The organism is Sporosarcina aquimarina (genome assembly GCF_033253705.1).
In the GTDB taxonomy this organism is placed as follows: domain Bacteria; phylum Bacillota; class Bacilli; order Bacillales_A; family Planococcaceae; genus Sporosarcina; species Sporosarcina aquimarina.
The window spans coordinates 17,558-32,141 of record NZ_JAUBDH010000005.1 but is presented as its reverse complement, the minus strand read 5'-3'; the positions used below and the strand labels follow the sequence as shown (position 1 = coordinate 32,141).

16 protein-coding genes and 1 riboswitch are annotated in these 14,584 nt (G+C 42.6%); of the genes, 4 read left to right on the top strand and 12 right to left on the bottom strand.

Annotated features, from left to right (window positions below; translation table 11 throughout):
* Positions 1 to 19: 19 nt before the first annotated feature.
* Complete coding sequence (locus tag QT716_RS09265; RefSeq protein WP_317935759.1) at positions 20 to 250, bottom strand: hypothetical protein; 231 nt, start codon at positions 248 to 250, stop codon at positions 20 to 22.
* 137 nt (positions 251 to 387) lie between these two features.
* Between QT716_RS09265 and QT716_RS09260 the strand changes: the two genes are divergently transcribed.
* Positions 388 to 825, top strand: a complete 438-nt coding sequence (locus QT716_RS09260) for a YaiI/YqxD family protein (RefSeq protein ID WP_317935758.1) — start codon at positions 388 to 390, stop codon at positions 823 to 825.
* A 56-nt stretch (positions 826 to 881) separates the two neighbouring features.
* Here QT716_RS09260 and QT716_RS09255 read toward each other — a convergent pair whose 3' ends face one another.
* Positions 882 to 1,187, bottom strand: coding sequence for an AraC family ligand binding domain-containing protein (locus QT716_RS09255; protein WP_317935757.1), 306 nt, complete (start codon positions 1,185 to 1,187; stop codon positions 882 to 884).
* A gap of 180 nt (positions 1,188 to 1,367) precedes the next feature.
* Here QT716_RS09255 and QT716_RS09250 point away from each other — a divergent pair, with 180 nt between their 5' ends.
* Together QT716_RS09250 and QT716_RS09245 are read left to right on the top strand one after the other, a co-directional pair.
* Positions 1,368 to 2,444: a type III polyketide synthase gene (locus QT716_RS09250; RefSeq protein WP_317935756.1), complete on the top strand. Its 1,077-nt coding sequence runs from the start codon at positions 1,368 to 1,370 to the stop codon at positions 2,442 to 2,444.
* A gap of 10 nt (positions 2,445 to 2,454) precedes the next feature.
* Positions 2,455 to 2,985, top strand: coding sequence for an isoprenylcysteine carboxyl methyltransferase family protein (locus tag QT716_RS09245; protein ID WP_317936016.1), 531 nt, complete (start codon positions 2,455 to 2,457; stop codon positions 2,983 to 2,985).
* A 45-nt stretch (positions 2,986 to 3,030) separates the two neighbouring features.
* On the opposite strand, the gene nhaC is transcribed toward QT716_RS09245, so the two are convergent.
* The 9 genes from nhaC to QT716_RS09200 form a co-directional block, all read right to left on the bottom strand.
* Positions 3,031 to 4,428 carry a Na+/H+ antiporter NhaC gene (gene nhaC, locus QT716_RS09240; RefSeq protein WP_317935755.1) on the bottom strand — a complete coding sequence of 466 codons (1,398 nt, stop codon included), beginning with the start codon at positions 4,426 to 4,428 and terminating at the stop codon, positions 3,031 to 3,033.
* Between the two features lie 310 nt (positions 4,429 to 4,738).
* Positions 4,739 to 5,491 (bottom strand): thermonuclease family protein, encoded by a 753-nt coding sequence (locus QT716_RS09235; RefSeq protein WP_317935754.1) that lies wholly within the window; start codon positions 5,489 to 5,491, stop codon positions 4,739 to 4,741.
* 94 nt (positions 5,492 to 5,585) lie between these two features.
* Positions 5,586 to 7,625, bottom strand: a complete 2,040-nt coding sequence (locus QT716_RS09230) for a catalase (RefSeq protein ID WP_317935753.1) — start codon at positions 7,623 to 7,625, stop codon at positions 5,586 to 5,588.
* Between the two features lie 66 nt (positions 7,626 to 7,691).
* Positions 7,692 to 8,057 (bottom strand): fluoride efflux transporter FluC, encoded by a 366-nt coding sequence (locus QT716_RS09225; protein WP_317935752.1) that lies wholly within the window; start codon positions 8,055 to 8,057, stop codon positions 7,692 to 7,694.
* Positions 8,054 to 8,428 (bottom strand): fluoride efflux transporter FluC, encoded by a 375-nt coding sequence (locus QT716_RS09220; RefSeq protein ID WP_317935751.1) that lies wholly within the window; start codon positions 8,426 to 8,428, stop codon positions 8,054 to 8,056. The genes QT716_RS09225 and QT716_RS09220 overlap by 4 nt, the downstream gene beginning before the upstream one ends.
* Positions 8,425 to 10,566: an ATP-dependent helicase gene (locus QT716_RS09215; RefSeq protein ID WP_317935750.1), complete on the bottom strand. Its 2,142-nt coding sequence runs from the start codon at positions 10,564 to 10,566 to the stop codon at positions 8,425 to 8,427. The genes QT716_RS09220 and QT716_RS09215 overlap by 4 nt, the downstream gene beginning before the upstream one ends.
* Before the next feature lie 127 nt (positions 10,567 to 10,693).
* The gene (locus QT716_RS09210) at positions 10,694 to 10,873 is read right to left on the bottom strand and encodes a hypothetical protein (RefSeq protein WP_317935749.1); all 180 of its coding nucleotides are present in this window, start codon (positions 10,871 to 10,873) and stop codon (positions 10,694 to 10,696) included.
* Positions 10,874 to 10,955: 82 nt separating this feature from the next.
* Positions 10,956 to 11,483 (bottom strand): signal peptidase I, encoded by a 528-nt coding sequence (gene lepB / locus QT716_RS09205; protein ID WP_317935748.1) that lies wholly within the window; start codon positions 11,481 to 11,483, stop codon positions 10,956 to 10,958.
* 16 nt (positions 11,484 to 11,499) lie between these two features.
* Positions 11,500 to 12,294 (bottom strand): alpha/beta hydrolase, encoded by a 795-nt coding sequence (locus QT716_RS09200; protein ID WP_317935747.1) that lies wholly within the window; start codon positions 12,292 to 12,294, stop codon positions 11,500 to 11,502.
* Positions 12,295 to 12,400: 106 nt separating this feature from the next.
* Here QT716_RS09200 and QT716_RS09195 point away from each other — a divergent pair, with 106 nt between their 5' ends.
* A complete protein-coding gene (locus tag QT716_RS09195) occupies positions 12,401 to 12,913 on the top strand; it encodes a gamma carbonic anhydrase (RefSeq protein ID WP_317935746.1) in 513 nt (170 codons plus the stop codon).
* 51 nt (positions 12,914 to 12,964) lie between these two features.
* Here QT716_RS09195 and metK read toward each other — a convergent pair whose 3' ends face one another.
* Positions 12,965 to 14,167, bottom strand: a complete 1,203-nt coding sequence (gene metK / locus QT716_RS09190; protein WP_317935745.1) for a methionine adenosyltransferase — start codon at positions 14,165 to 14,167, stop codon at positions 12,965 to 12,967.
* A 198-nt stretch (positions 14,168 to 14,365) separates the two neighbouring features.
* A riboswitch (SAM riboswitch) is annotated at positions 14,366 to 14,485 on the bottom strand.
* Positions 14,486 to 14,584 lie beyond the last annotated feature (99 nt).

Genomic DNA, 14,584 nt, shown 5'->3' with positions numbered 1-14,584 from the left:
CTAAAATAAAAGGAGTGGTTTAACTATTGACGGAGTTCATGGCCCCTGGTCCTTGGACATTTTCATAATTAGCGGCACCAGTGCGTTTCTTGATTTCTTCCTCGGAAAGCGGAGGGGTAATTTTCTTTTCCTCCACAGGTGTTTCTTCCAAGTAATGTGTATTCTCTAATTCGCGGTTTTTGGCATCCATTTGACGTCCATACTCTTCCGCCTCTTCCACTGTCATTTGACTATTTTCAGGGGTTTTCACAAAATCCACTCCTTCTAAAATTACATGCTTTTTAACAAGTATTCCCCAGCAGACTGATTAAAAAACATGAAAGAGACTGAAAAAATGATTTTAATAAGTCTGCTGTGATACGCTTACATAAATGGGGTGAAAAATACATGAAAATATTAGTCGATGCAGACGGATGTCCTGTTGTGGATATCACGATCAGCACTGCAAAGGCCAATCAAATTCCTTGTTTGCTCATATGCGATACCGCTCATGAGATGATTCGGGAAGGCGCTGAAACAATTGTTGTATCAAAAGGTGCGGATGCTGTTGACTTTGTCCTTGTGAACCGAATTCAAGCCAAAGATATTGTTGTGACACAAGATTATGGACTTGCTGCCATGGCCCTCGCTAAAGGCGGACGTCCAATTGACCAAAACGGACGGTGGTATACCGATGCTAACATTGATCAGTTACTTTTCTCACGTCACTTCGCCCAAAAAGTACGTCAAGCGGGAGGACGATTGAAAGGTCCTAAAAAACGCTCCGCTGAACAAAACGAAGCGTTTCAAAGTAGTCTTACCAAACTAATCTCACATGAAGACTAAGTAATCCCGTTTGATAAGCAACATATTACACCAAAAGCAAACATACTATGATTGCGTTATGGTTTAATTTGCATGACACAGATATCCACATCGGTCTCTGCGAATAGACTATGTTTTTCGTAAGGGGCCATGTGCAGGATATTCTCCTCTGAAACAGTAACCGGAGTACCTTCAACCGTAAACCGGACTTTACCTTTTCTAACGATGATCAGCACTTCTTTGTCCGAGTCATGCTCAGCCACTTCTTCTCCTGCGCGTAATTGGATATTCAATACTTTGGCATTTGGAATCGCACAAACTTGTTCAACCGATTTCGCTTTACTGCTTAATTTACTAGGTGTCTCGATCATCTTCATAACCATCTATCCCTTCTCATTTTGTATAGTGGAATCGTTTTTCTACAGATTTTTTCAAATGTGCACGATTCCTTGTTCTCTATAGTGTACAAGACTTCAGATTAATTTACCTATTTAGTGTTTAATTCAGTTTGAATTGCATGAAATTAGGAAATTATCATAGTAAAGACAATAGGAGGTTCATACATGCCCCAGATTTTATCCGTCAGTACCCATCTGCCGCCCAATCTTATAAAACAAGAAGAGGCCGTTGAATTATCACGTTCCGTTTTCAGTGGACGATTTAAAGATATTGAACGGTTATTAACCGTGTTTCAAAATGGAGACATTGAACAGCGAAACGTCTGCATGCCACTTGAATGGTATGGTCAAGCCCACGATTTTGAAGAACGTAATGAGTTGTACATATCCCATGCAATTGACTACGGAACAGCGGCAGTTACGTCGTGTCTGGAATCCGATATGCTGGAACAGAAAGTGGACTATCAAGACATTGATGCCATTATTTTTGTTTCCAGTACAGGAATTGCGACTCCGAGTATAGATGCACGTATTATGAATAATCTACCCTTTCGAGATGATGTAAAACGGATTCCGCTCTGGGGACTTGGCTGTGCGGGAGGTGCTTCAGGATTGAGCCGTGCAAACGAATTCTGTATGGCCTACCCGGACGCGAATGTACTCGTCCTGGCAATCGAACTGTGCAGTCTAACTTTCCAGAAGGATGATTACTCTAAAAGTAACCTAGTCGGTGTCTCTTTGTTTTCTGACGGCGCAGCTTGTGCACTCGTCGCGGGTGACCAATCTCATTTACGAACAAAACAAGTCCGCCCTTCCATTGTTGCAACAACATCCAAGCTAATGCCTGACTCTGAAGATGTTATGGGCTGGGATGTAAAAAACAGCGGGTTGTATGTCGTTTTTTCAAAAAGTATACCTGTCATCATTAGCGATTGGCTTGGTCCCTTCGTTCATAAGTTTTTAGCCTCTCATGACCTGACAGACAAAGACATCTCTCACTTTGTTGCTCATCCAGGTGGTAAAAAAGTGTTAGAAGCCTATGAAACAGCTCTCAATTTCGATAATTCCATGACAGAGATATCAAGGAATGTGTTGAGAATGAATGGAAACATGTCATCTCCCACTGTCCTCTATGTATTAAAAGAGTTTATGGAAGCTGGACCTTCTAAAGGGGAGTATGGTGTACTAGCAGCTCTCGGACCAGGTTTTTGTGGTGAACTTCAGTTGTTGAAATGGGAATGAGGTGGATCTATTGTTCTTCTGGATTGTCTTATCGGTTGTAATCCTTCAGCGGCTTGCAGAATTAATCATTGCGAAAAATAACGAGAAACGCATGTTAGCTCAAGGTGCATACGAAGTCGGTGCCCGGCATTACCCTGCCATCGTTTTACTTCACACCGCATTTTTTGTTTCCTTACTGCTTGAAGTTGTAATTCGAAAGCCCGGTCTTTCTCCAATATGGGGTATTCTGCTGACACTCTTTTTACTCACACAAGTCCTAAGAGTTTGGTGTCTGGCTTCTCTCGGAAAGTATTGGAACACTAAAATCATCATTCTTCCCGGTGCCGATGTTGTAATGAAAGGTCCATATAAGTTTATCCGCCACCCGAACTATTTCATTGTTGCAATGGAAATCCTCGTATTGCCGATGATTTTTGGAGCTTATTTCACAGCAATCCTTTTCACTTTGTTAAATGCATGGATGATGTCCGTCCGCATCCCCCAGGAAGAGCGGGCATTGAAAGATGCGACCAATTACAAAGAGAAATTTTCATTGGAATGAAAAAAGCAGTGACCGATAATAGGGTCACTGCTTTTTCATTTCTAATTAATTTGAATCACTTGAAGGTTTTTCATACGTCAATGTTTTCCCGAACATACTGAAAGCGACTGTTAAAATAGGTGAGAACAGACAGAAGAACGCAAAGCCAAAGTACTCAACAGTTGGAACACCTAATACATCCGCAATGAAAATACCGCACACGCTCCATGGCACAAGCGGATTGACGACCGTACCGGCATCTTCCATTACCCGGCTCAAGTTTTTACTAGCAAGCCCAAGCTTTTTGAACTGGCCTTGGAATGCTTGACCCGTCAGCAAGATGGATAAATACTGTTCACCGATAAGAACGTTGATACTAATCGCAGTCAATGCTGAGGCACCGATAACTGAACCAGCCGATCGCAGCGACTGCTCGACCTTTGCGAGCAGCGTTTGGACAATTCCTAGTTTAAATAGAAGACCACCCATACTGAGGGCAAGAATGACAAGAGTGATCGTGAAAAACATACTGCTAATTCCACCGCGGCTAAGTAAACTGTCAACTGCTTCTACGCCTGTTTCTGATGTGAACCCTTCAAAAAGTATCGCTAATACTTGTTCGACGCTGTAGGCATGAAGCATACATCCAATTGCAACTGCTGACGCTGTGCTCGCAGCCAGTGTTAACAGGGCTGGAACTTTCATCAGAGTGAAAACAATGAGGACGGCGAGAGGCAAAAACGAAATCCAATGGACGAGTCCCGTTTCAGCCAACGCCTCTCGGAATGAACGGATTGTATCCAATTTTGCTTCTCCTGCGGCAGGCGACAATATTGCGAAAATCCCGAATGAAAGGATGAACGCTGGAATCGTTGTCCACATCATATTTCGGATATGAGCGAATAAGTCCACTCCGACAAGTGAAGAAGCAAGGTTGGTTGTATCGGATAAAGGGGACATTTTATCGCCAAAGAATGCACCTGAAACGATAGCACCAGCAGCAATTGCAGGTGACAGTCCGAGAACACCCGACATACTCAGTAACGCAACTCCCACTGTTGCTACGGTTGTCAACGAACTTCCGATTGAGATTCCGATTATTGCGGTTACGGTAAAAGCTATCGCATAAAAATAGGAGGGTGTGATCAGTTGAAATCCAGCATTGATAAGGCTTGGAATCGTTCCACTCATCATCCAGCTGCTTATCAGCATACCGATGAAGAAAAACAAGAATACCGCAGCCATACCTGCTCCTGAACCTTCCGTCATTCCATCTTGTAATTTTCGATAAGGTATTTTTTTGAGCAATCCATATCCTAGAAGCACTAATATCGCTGCTAGAATGGGTAAGTGTGGAACAGCTCCGAATCCGATAATGCTGACACTGATCATTAAAATGATCAAAAATATTAATGAAGCAGATTCTTTAAATGTTGGCTGTATCAATGGCTGAATGTGAAACATGGTTTCTTCCCCCTTGGCTTGTACATACAAAAAAACTCCAGTCATCCCCTAAAACAGGGACGAAGGAGTTCTCCGCGGTACCACCCATGTTGACAAGCCTAGGTATGCTCATCCACTTCATTGGATTCAAAGGTTCCAGTTGACGTAATTCATGTACGAAGTGCCTGGACTTTCACCATCTATCCAGTCTCTGTATGCTGCATACTTCGTCTACTACTTCATCAACTCTATGAATGTTTATTTACTTTTAGTTCGAATGATTATTGAAATCTTACCATGTCATTTAAGATTGTCAAGTCATCGCTTGCCATTACCTAGGCTCGCAAGCGACTCCGTCTTTGTCTCCATCCATTTGTTCACTATACGCAGCATGACCTTTTTTCACGCCATTCGGATAGACTTTGCGCAGCTCTGTGCAGTTCGCAAATTTTTCGCTTGGCTGTTTAGTTGGGTTTTTGGTGCTAGGTTTTGAAGTTGAATTTCCTTTTATCGGATAGGTATCACTGTCAAAACCTCGGTCAGTTGCGTAATCCTCCAATGTCCATATGCCAATCCCTTTTTTCTTCGCTTCGTTTTGGATTTTTTCGTATTCATCCACGTGTCGAGTATTCGGCGGATAGACATAGGCAACACGGGCGAGACCTTCTGACAGTAACTTTTCCTGCACACTTTCTCCATCTATGTAAATATAAGCGAGTAGGCGGTCATATTTGTCATATTTCTGACCAATATCAAATTCGATTTCCAGCTTTCCGCTGTTCATGAGCTCTTGGTTTCTGCGCTTCGCTTCCTCACCGAATGGCTGTTTCCCAAGTCTTGGATGATTCGTCTCAGGCGTATCAATGAGTAAGTATCGGACGTTTGTTTCTTTGCCTTCATACATGATTTTTATCGTATCTCCGTCAATTGTTTTCACTAACTCAACGGGGATCAGGCCATCTCGTGTTGGTGTAGTATCTTGTTCATCAAATAGAAAATAGTAAGCGCCCGCAAGTAGGATCGCTACTAGAATTGCAGACAAACTGCCTTTAGTTTTACCAGATTTCTTTGTTCTGTGTGCCATTTTTTTCATTCCTCACTCATTACGTTATCCTTACAAGTTTAGCAGGTTATCGAACGAAAGAAAAGCAGCTGCCATAAGGACAGCTGCTTCGTTTTTATCGATTCCAGTGACGGTGTTCGGCCACTGCTTTCACAAATTGGTTTGTGAAGTCTTCATCAGAATAGGAAAGAACACCGTCCGTCATTTCCACAATGGATGCATCTGCAAAAGGCTGCCCTTTTGAAAGGATGCCAATGGGTTTGAAGTGTTTATATGCTTCGTTCAGGAAATCAATCGTATCCATCTTGAATTTTTGCGGGTTTTCAGCTTCTCCGCCTGCTACTACAATAGAATCATATAGTACAGCATGCATAGTCAGGAAAGTTTCGTCCACTTCTACTTCAAGACCGTTCTGTCCTGTTAACGTGCCGTATTTTTCACTAAGTATATCGACATTCATGCCGGCATCCAGGCATGTTTTCACAGTAGTCTCAACTTCTTCATCATCGAATTTGTCGCCTACGAGAACTGCCACTTTTCGTGTATCTGGCAATTTTGCTTTGTTCTCCATACTTAACGCCGGTGACTCTTTTGTAACAGTACTTTCTTCACTGCCGTTCGGTGCGTGTACTCCTACCGCATGTGCAACTGCAGATGCTAATCCGTTGTCGACATTTCCAAACATATCGACCACCTGCTGACGGACATCTTTGTTTTTGACTTTGCCTACTTCAAAACTGAATGCGTCTACAATATGCTTCTTCTCGACTACGGACATACTATTCCAGAACAATTTCGCTTGAGAGAAATGATCCTTGAATGAGTCACTGCGTGCAGCGACTTTGCGGCCTTCCACTTTTTCATGATGGTGGACATATCCGCCCTCTTCTTCAGTAGAAGTAGACGGTGTATTGTCCGCCATTGAATTTTTATGATAAGCTACTTGCCCTGTATTAATCGTCTGTCGGCTGTATCCATCCCGCTGATTATTGTGGAATGGACAGACTGGACGGTTGATAGGGAGCTCATGGAAGTTCGGTCCGCCAAGACGAATCAGCTGCGTATCGGTATAAGAGAACAATCTCCCTTGCAATAAAGGATCATTTGAGAAATCGATTCCTGGGACAACATGTCCTGGATGGAATGCAACCTGTTCTGTTTCTGCAAATACATTATCGACATTACGATTTAAAGTCATCTTCCCAATGATTTTAACCGGAATATCTTCTTCCGGCCAAATTTTAGTCGGGTCTAAAATATCGAAGTCAAAGTCGAATTCTTGGGATTCTTCGATTAGCTGAACGCCCAGTTCCCATTCGACATAATCACCATCTTCAATCGCTTCCCATAAGTCTCTTCTGTGGAAATCAGGGTCTTTCCCGTTGATTTTCTGCGCTTCATCCCAAACGAGTGAATGAACACCTAATTTTGGTTTCCAGTGAAATTTAACAAAGTGGGACTTCCCTTCTGCATTTACGAAACGGAAAGTATGGACGCCGAATCCTTCCATCATCCGGAAACTGCGTGGTATTGCGCGATCTGACATGTGCCACATGATCATATGTGCAGATTCTTGGTTGTTTGCAACAAAATCCCAAAATGTATCGTGTGCTGACGCTGCTTGCGGCATTTCGTTATGAGGTTCCGGTTTAACTGCATGCACTAAATCCGGGAATTTTATAGCATCTTGTATGAAGAATACTGGCATGTTGTTTCCTACTAAATCATAGTTCCCTTCATCCGTGTAAAACTTCACCGCAAAACCGCGAACGTCCCGTACGGTTTCAGCGGAACCTTTGCTGCCTGCAACTGTCGAGAAGCGTGTAAATACGGGTGTTTTCTTTCCTGGCGTTTGTAAAAAGTCAGCTTTCGTATACTCACTCATCGATTCATACAGCTCAAATTCACCATGCGCCGCATAACCGCGAGCGTGGACTACCCGCTCTGGAATTCGTTCGTGGTCAAAATGCGTCATTTTTTCACGGAAATGAAAATCTTCCATAAGTGTTGGTCCGCGCTCTCCTGCTTTTAACGAATGCTCATCTTCTGAAACTTTCAGGCCTTGGTTCGTTGTAAGTGACTTGTTTTTGTCATCCGTTCTAAACGTTTCAAGTTGTCGGTGTTTTTTGTTCTGATCTTCGTGTTCGTTTTGCAAGTTTCTCCGCCTCCATTCGAGAATATCAGTCTCAAATCTATTCCCGAACAGCCGTTTCCTAAACTGTTAACCTAGAAAAAAAGAACCTCCTGTAAACCCGATGTAAACAAATGCGAAACCGAGAACAATAGATGCTGTCAGATAGAGAAAGGCTTTGCCTATTTCGTGAACTTTTGACATACCCAGTATTTCTTTCAACCAAGTTGAAAATGTCGTCAATGCACCGGCAAGTCCTGATACTAGCAAAAACGTCAGCCCAGTCGATAACTGCAATCCGAACACAAAACCTACCAGAAGGCAGCCCAGCAGATTGACTAGAGCCGTGCCATACGGAATATTTTTTGACGTATTCAGCTTCTTTGATAATTGGTATCTGATAATCGCACCAAAAAATCCGCCGATCGCGACTGCCGCTAAGTTTAGTACTGTCACTCGGTTCTCCCCCTTCCGCCAAGTCGAAAACCGAATGCACCGGCGAATAACCCTAGAACAATGCTTGAAAGAACATAGACAATTGCCATTGCAAGATTCGATTCAAACAATGTAAAAGTTTCATAACTAAACGCGGAAAACGTTGTAAATGCCCCTAAAAAACCTACAGTTATCGCATCATAGGCAGTCTTATTCACTAACGTCAAATGCAGCGTCCGTTCAACTAAGAAGCAGAGAATGAACGTACCCGATATGTTTACGATGAACGTGCCAGTTGGAAAGCCATTTGTTGCTGGAAGGACAAATCCGATTAGTGTACGCACAACGGCACCGACAGCTCCTGCTGCACCTACTGCTAAGATTGTTTTCATAGTTCTGCCTCTTCCAGCATTCTTTTCTCAAGCACAGGCTGCAAAGCTAATCGTTTAGTAGCTGAGGTAAATCGAATTTCAATCGATTCATCACTTACTTCTAAAATCTGACCTTTGCCAAATACCCGATGTTTGACTAGCGCTCCCTTCGCTAACAAATTACGATCTGATATGCCATGCGGATTAATGGGAATAGATTTAGGTGCTCGAACAGCTTTACTTGCATTTGGGGATATAGACTTTTTTGGTTTTGGCAACAGGATTCCCCTGACCTCATTGACAAACTTTGAATCTTCTTTTGGTTTGCCATCCTCCATTGAATAGGACAGTAGCTCCAGCCGTTCTTTAGCCCGTGTCATCCCGACATAAAATAAGCGTCGGGCTTCTTCTAATGCTGCTCGATCCAATATATCCTCTTCAGAAGGAATAACGCCTTTGAGCAAGTCAATCATGAACACCCGCTTGAATTCCAATCCCTTCGCACTGTGGAAGGTAGATAGTGTAACCGATTGATCACTTGGCTCTTGCTTCGCCTCTTGGACTGCTTGTTCCAGTGTTTTCAATTGCTCTGCAAACTCAACCATCGTTCGTGTCTGTTCTGCAATACCTTCAAGTGTATCTAAAATTCCCTTTAAACTATCTGCGCGGTAACCGAACTTACTAGCCATACTGACTAAGCTTTCCTCATATCCCAATTCATAACGGATGATCCGAATAATTTGTGCAGGTCGCATATCAGAAATCTTGTTATACACTTCCCCGTATGCTTCAATTTTACGGACTTGACTGTCCTTTAAATCGGTCATTTGCGGAAATGCTTCAAACACATTTCCTTTGATTGTACTATTTTCAAATTGCTGCAATTGTGATCGTGATACAAACAGATTCATCTTACCGGCGATTTTCGCAAAAATATCTTTTCGTTCCACATTAAAACTTAACCTCATGAAGTTCAATATGTCTTCAACAACCCAGTGAGAAAAGAATTTATCATCTGCATCTTTCATATAAAACGGTATCCCCCGCCTGTGCAGCTCGTTGACAAATGGGGTGGATGACGAATTGTTCCTGAATAATATTGCAACTTCGCTTAAGTCCTTTTCCGCCAGAAGTTCATAGGTCACATAGTCTAATTGACGTTTCGCTGTATCGAATCGTTTTAACTGAATGGCACCTTTTGAGCCGTTTTCAGTATGCATATTCTTCTCCCAGCGTTTTGTATTCCGTTGGATGAAAGTTGCAGAAGTCGAGACGATTTCTTTAGATGAACGATAGTTTTGTTCCATATTCAACAACTTTGCTTCTGGATACACCAATTTGAAATCCATCAAATAATCAGGATCTGCCCCCCTCCACGCATATATGGACTGATCATCGTCCGCCACTACACAAAGGTTTCCATGCATAGCCGTCAAGTGTTCCACAATTTTATGCTGTACAAGGGAAGTATCCTGGCTCTCGTCAGTCAAAATATAATCGTATTTCAATTGAAACTCCATACCGAGCTCTTCGTCACTTCGCATCGCTTCTTCAGCTGTTAACAAAAGATCATCAAAGTCGAGCAACGTCATGTCGGCAGTGTCTTCTTTCATCGTTTCATATCGTCGGGCAATTTTTGCTGCCCGTTCAAATGGTTCTCCTTTTTCTGTCCAGTTTTCTGACGGAATCATTTGGTTCTTGAGGAGACTAATATGCGTAGAGAGTGAATTTAGCTGGTCTTCTGTAGCGTTTTCATTCAATACGAATTTACATGCAGCTTTTAATGCATTTTGTTTAAGATACCCTTCCAACAAAGTGAATTTCCGCCCTTGTTTTGACAGCCATTTTTTTGAAATGGTAAATGCCAGACTATGAATTGTGGAAAAATCAGCTGCTGGTAAATCCGGAAATAACGTTCGGAACCGCTTTTTCATATCGTTCGCAGACGCTTTACTAAAAGTAATGGCCTTTATGCGTTTTGGCTGAACATTTAACTCTTCAATGAGGTAACCGATTCGCATAATAATCGTCGTTGTTTTGCCTGAACCTGGACATGCCAGAAGCAACAGCGGGCCATCTACTGCGAGAACTGCCTGTTTTTGCACATCATTCAATCGGATATTCAGTTGTCTTTTTTTCCGTTCAAAAAAATCTTCCATCTACATCAAATCTCCTTAAGATTACGTCCTTTAAACTTATCACAAAAAGTACAAAAATAAGTAAAGAACGACATAAAAAACCTCTGCATATTTTCAGCAGAGGTTGGATCGTTTTGGATTACTGTCGTTAAAATCCGCCTGTTTCGAGACGGTCATTTTGTAGATCGATTTTCTTTTTTGCACTGCCCGTATAAGCAGTTGAAGCGACTTCATTCGTTTTTCGCTGTTCGTCTGTGTACTCTACACCACTCGTGCTTTCTTTTGCTTGTTTCGTTCTGTGCTCATTACCTGACTCGTTTGTAGACACTACATTCACTCCCTTTGTCACGCGTTTAAGGATAGTATGTCATTCAGTGTCAATAATTACACAGGTAGTTTTCACCAGTCGGTTACTTCGGATTACCCATTTCAGTAAACGGATAAAATCTGAACTTCACTTTACCTACGACAGAGTCCTCTTCAATACTTCCAAAGATCCGACTATCCATACTGTTTGTACGGTTGTCTCCCATTACAAACAACTGCCCTTCAGGAACAATAACTTCAAAGTCCTGCGTTAAATTTTGTCCTTCTGGCAAAGCTTCTTTGTTTGAGTCCAAATACTTTTCAGGATATTCTTTTCCATTGATGGTAAGTACGTCATTTTCCATTCGGATCGTATCACCTGGCAGCCCAATAACCCGTTTTATGAAATCCTCTTTTGCATTCGGAGCATGGAAAACAATTTTATCAAAATGATCTAGTGATGAAATTTTTGAAATGACGACCCGATTGTTGTCATGGAAAGTAGGCTCCATCGATTCACCAGAAACGATTACTGGTGTAAATAGGAATTGTCTAACTAAAAACGCTACAAGGACCGCAACGACTAGTGATTTCCCCCATGACCAAAATTCTTTTTTAGATTCTGCTTCCATAGTGCACCTCCATTTGTTAATTTTCGATTACATAGCCGAGTGAACGCAGCACATTGTCTATAAATGACTTTGTATAGACTAGAACCTCTTCTCGCTCCGGCTCTTGGTAGACATCGTGGTACAACTGCCGCCATTCCTTGAATTGGAATTCCGTTAAGTTTTGACGCTTCAGCCACTTCTTTGTAATCGTGATATCTGTAATTCGATCTTCTCCACCGGTATGAACTAAAAGCGGTACATCTTGAATCGATTGTTCTGATTGAACACTGCTTTTCATGAACGCATTCAATTCTTTGAACCATCCGCCTGTTACAGTCGACATAACGTCAGATGCAATACGTGTTTTAGGACGTTCTTCTGAATTCCTTGTAAGCATGTCAAACGTAATTCCATGATCAATCTTCATGGAGGAGGACAAACGAGTAAGGATCGATGAAAACTTTGGCGGATGGTGAACAAGCGATAACCAAGGGGAACTCAGGATGACTCCTGCACATTCCAGTCGCTGCTGCTGAAGTAACCGAATGGTTAGAAGTGCACCAAATCCATGTGCCAATACAAAAACAGGCACACTTTCTTTCAAACCTGCATCCATCATTTTCTTTATAAAACTAACATATGATTCAAAAGATTCATCATGCGGTTTACTTTTTTCTTCGGGTCCATGCCCTGGTAAATCACCTGTAATTACATCGAACCCAGAACCTCGTAATTGTTGAATGAGCCATGCATATCTCTGATGGTCTTCGTAGGCGTTATGTACAATTACAATGACTGCTTTTGCTTGACCATCTGCTTCCCATTTCCACATAGCGCTTCCCTCCATTTACTCAGCTTCTTTAGCTCTCCTTTTTGTACAAGGCCTAAAACTTTGATAGGATTATTATACATCAAAGCACAACTAGGAGGGCACTTTCATGATTTATCCTTACAATAATACTTGGCCAGACATCCATGAGTCTGTTTTTGTAGCAGACTTTGCCGTGATTACTGGAGATGTGACAATTGGAGCCGATTCATCTATTTGGTTTAACACTGTTATCCGTGGGGACGTCGCCCCTACCCGAATCGGCAAGCGCGTCAGCATTCAAGACTTGTCTTGTTTACACCAAAGCCCTGACAATCCGTTAATCATAGAAGATGACGTTACAATTGGTCACAAAGTTACATTACATAGCTGCACTGTAAAAAAGGGGGCGTTAGTGGGAATGGGCTCAACCATTTTAGACGGAGCCATAATTGAGGAAGGTGCTTTTGTCGGTGCAGGCAGTCTGGTACCTCCAGGAAAAGTCATTCCTGCAGGCATGTTAGCACTCGGTGCACCCGCAAAAGTAGTTCGTCCGCTTAGCGATGAGGACCGTTTGGATATGCAGCGAATCGTTTCAAGTTATGTAGAAAAAGGGAAATCTTATAAGCAGCTGCAAAAGTAAAATAGAAAACACAAAAGCAAGATAGCGACGCGGCTATCTTGCTTTTGTGTTTTATTTCACTTGGCTGATTTCTTCTTTCAATACGATTGCTTTATCTGTCTGTTCCCACGGTAACTCGATATTTGTTCTGCCGAAATGCCCATAGGCCGCTGTTTGTTTGTATATAGGACGACGCAAATCGAGCATTTTAATAATTCCCGCTGGACGTAGATCGAAATGACTTCGAACAAGTTCCACAAGACGGCTTTCTGGGATATCACTCGTTCCGAATGTATCAACTGAAATCGAAACAGGCTTCGCCACACCGATTGCATACGCCAGCTGTACTTCACAGCGATCCGCAAGACCTGCAGCGACTAAGTTTTTAGCAACATAACGTGCTGCGTAAGATGCTGAACGGTCGACTTTGGTTGCGTCTTTACCAGAAAACGCACCGCCGCCATGCCGAGCATAGCCTCCGTACGTATCAACGATAATTTTACGTCCAGTTAGACCAGCGTCCCCTTGAGGACCGCCAATCACAAAACGCCCAGATGGGTTGATGAAGTATTTTGTTTCTTCATCCAGTAAGTTCTTTGGTACAACAGTGTCAATCACGTGCTGTTTGACTTCACGCTGCAATTGCTCCAGTGTCACTTCAGGATGATGCTGCGTAGAAATAACAATCGTATCCACACGGATTGGTTCGTTCTTTTCATTATATTCAATCGTTACTTGTGTTTTTCCATCAGGACGTAAGTAGTCCAGTGTTTCTTCTTTCCGCACTTTTGTAAGCTGACGTGAAAGTTTGTGCGCAAGGCTAATTGGAAGAGGCATCAATTCCTCTGTTTCGTTACACGCATATCCAAACATGAGTCCCTGGTCCCCTGCACCAATTGACTCTAGTTCTTCATCATCCATTAACCCTTCACGCGCTTCCAGTGCACAATCTACACTTGCCGCGATGTCGGGTGATTGTTCATCAATCGAGGTTAGAACAGATGAGGTTTCATAGTCGAAACCGTATTTCGCACGCGTATAGCCGATTTCCTTTACGGTTTCTCGAACCACTTTAGGAATATCGACATATGTAGTCGTTGTAATTTCTCCAATTACAAGAACTAATCCTGTTGTAATAGTTGTTTCACATGCGACACGCGCATTCGGGTCTTTCTCGATAATCGCATCCAAAATTGCATCTGAAATTTGATCACACATCTTATCGGGATGGCCTTCTGTAACTGACTCAGACGTAAACAGTCGTCGATTTGTCATATGGTTTCCTCCTTCAGCCGCAAGTTTCCCCTACAGCGAACTCGTGATACGGTACTCTCGTTTTCCCAGTTTCGTCCCGCGCCTGAAGAGAAGCGACGTTCAACGTTCACAAGGATAAAGGCAAACAAACAATAGAAAAAGCCTTCCACTCACGTAGTGCATACATGAGGAAAGGCATGATATCATAGGCACCTTTCACTCTTATCGTCCAGGGAGTGTGTACCCTGCTTCAGGTTTGGCACCTTTTCATAGACAAGGACGTCCATGCAGGTTGCCGGGCATCATAGGGCCTGTCCCTCCGCCGACTCGGGATAAGAGTATCCGTTCATCTATCTATGCTACGAGAAAACTCGAATCTTGTCAAATATTTTTGTGGTTCTCACTTGAGTTTTGAATTAGTATAGTTTATTATTCTTA

Coding starts and splice junctions, on each gene's coding strand:
- QT716_RS09260 (WP_317935758.1), top strand. CDS start 388: ATGAAAATATTAGTCGATGCAGACGGATGTCCTGTTGTGGATATCACG.
- QT716_RS09255 (WP_317935757.1), bottom strand. CDS start 1,187: ATGGTTATGAAGATGATCGAGACACCTAGTAAATTAAGCAGTAAAGCG.
- QT716_RS09250 (WP_317935756.1), top strand. CDS start 1,368: ATGCCCCAGATTTTATCCGTCAGTACCCATCTGCCGCCCAATCTTATA.
- nhaC (WP_317935755.1), bottom strand. CDS start 4,428: ATGTTTCACATTCAGCCATTGATACAGCCAACATTTAAAGAATCTGCT.
- QT716_RS09235 (WP_317935754.1), bottom strand. CDS start 5,491: ATGGCACACAGAACAAAGAAATCTGGTAAAACTAAAGGCAGTTTGTCT.
- QT716_RS09220 (WP_317935751.1), bottom strand. CDS start 8,428: ATGAAAACAATCTTAGCAGTAGGTGCAGCAGGAGCTGTCGGTGCCGTT.
- QT716_RS09215 (WP_317935750.1), bottom strand. CDS start 10,566: ATGGAAGATTTTTTTGAACGGAAAAAAAGACAACTGAATATCCGATTG.
- lepB (WP_317935748.1), bottom strand. CDS start 11,483: ATGGAAGCAGAATCTAAAAAAGAATTTTGGTCATGGGGGAAATCACTA.
- QT716_RS09200 (WP_317935747.1), bottom strand. CDS start 12,294: ATGTGGAAATGGGAAGCAGATGGTCAAGCAAAAGCAGTCATTGTAATT.
- QT716_RS09195 (WP_317935746.1), top strand. CDS start 12,401: ATGATTTATCCTTACAATAATACTTGGCCAGACATCCATGAGTCTGTT.
- metK (WP_317935745.1), bottom strand. CDS start 14,167: ATGACAAATCGACGACTGTTTACGTCTGAGTCAGTTACAGAAGGCCAT.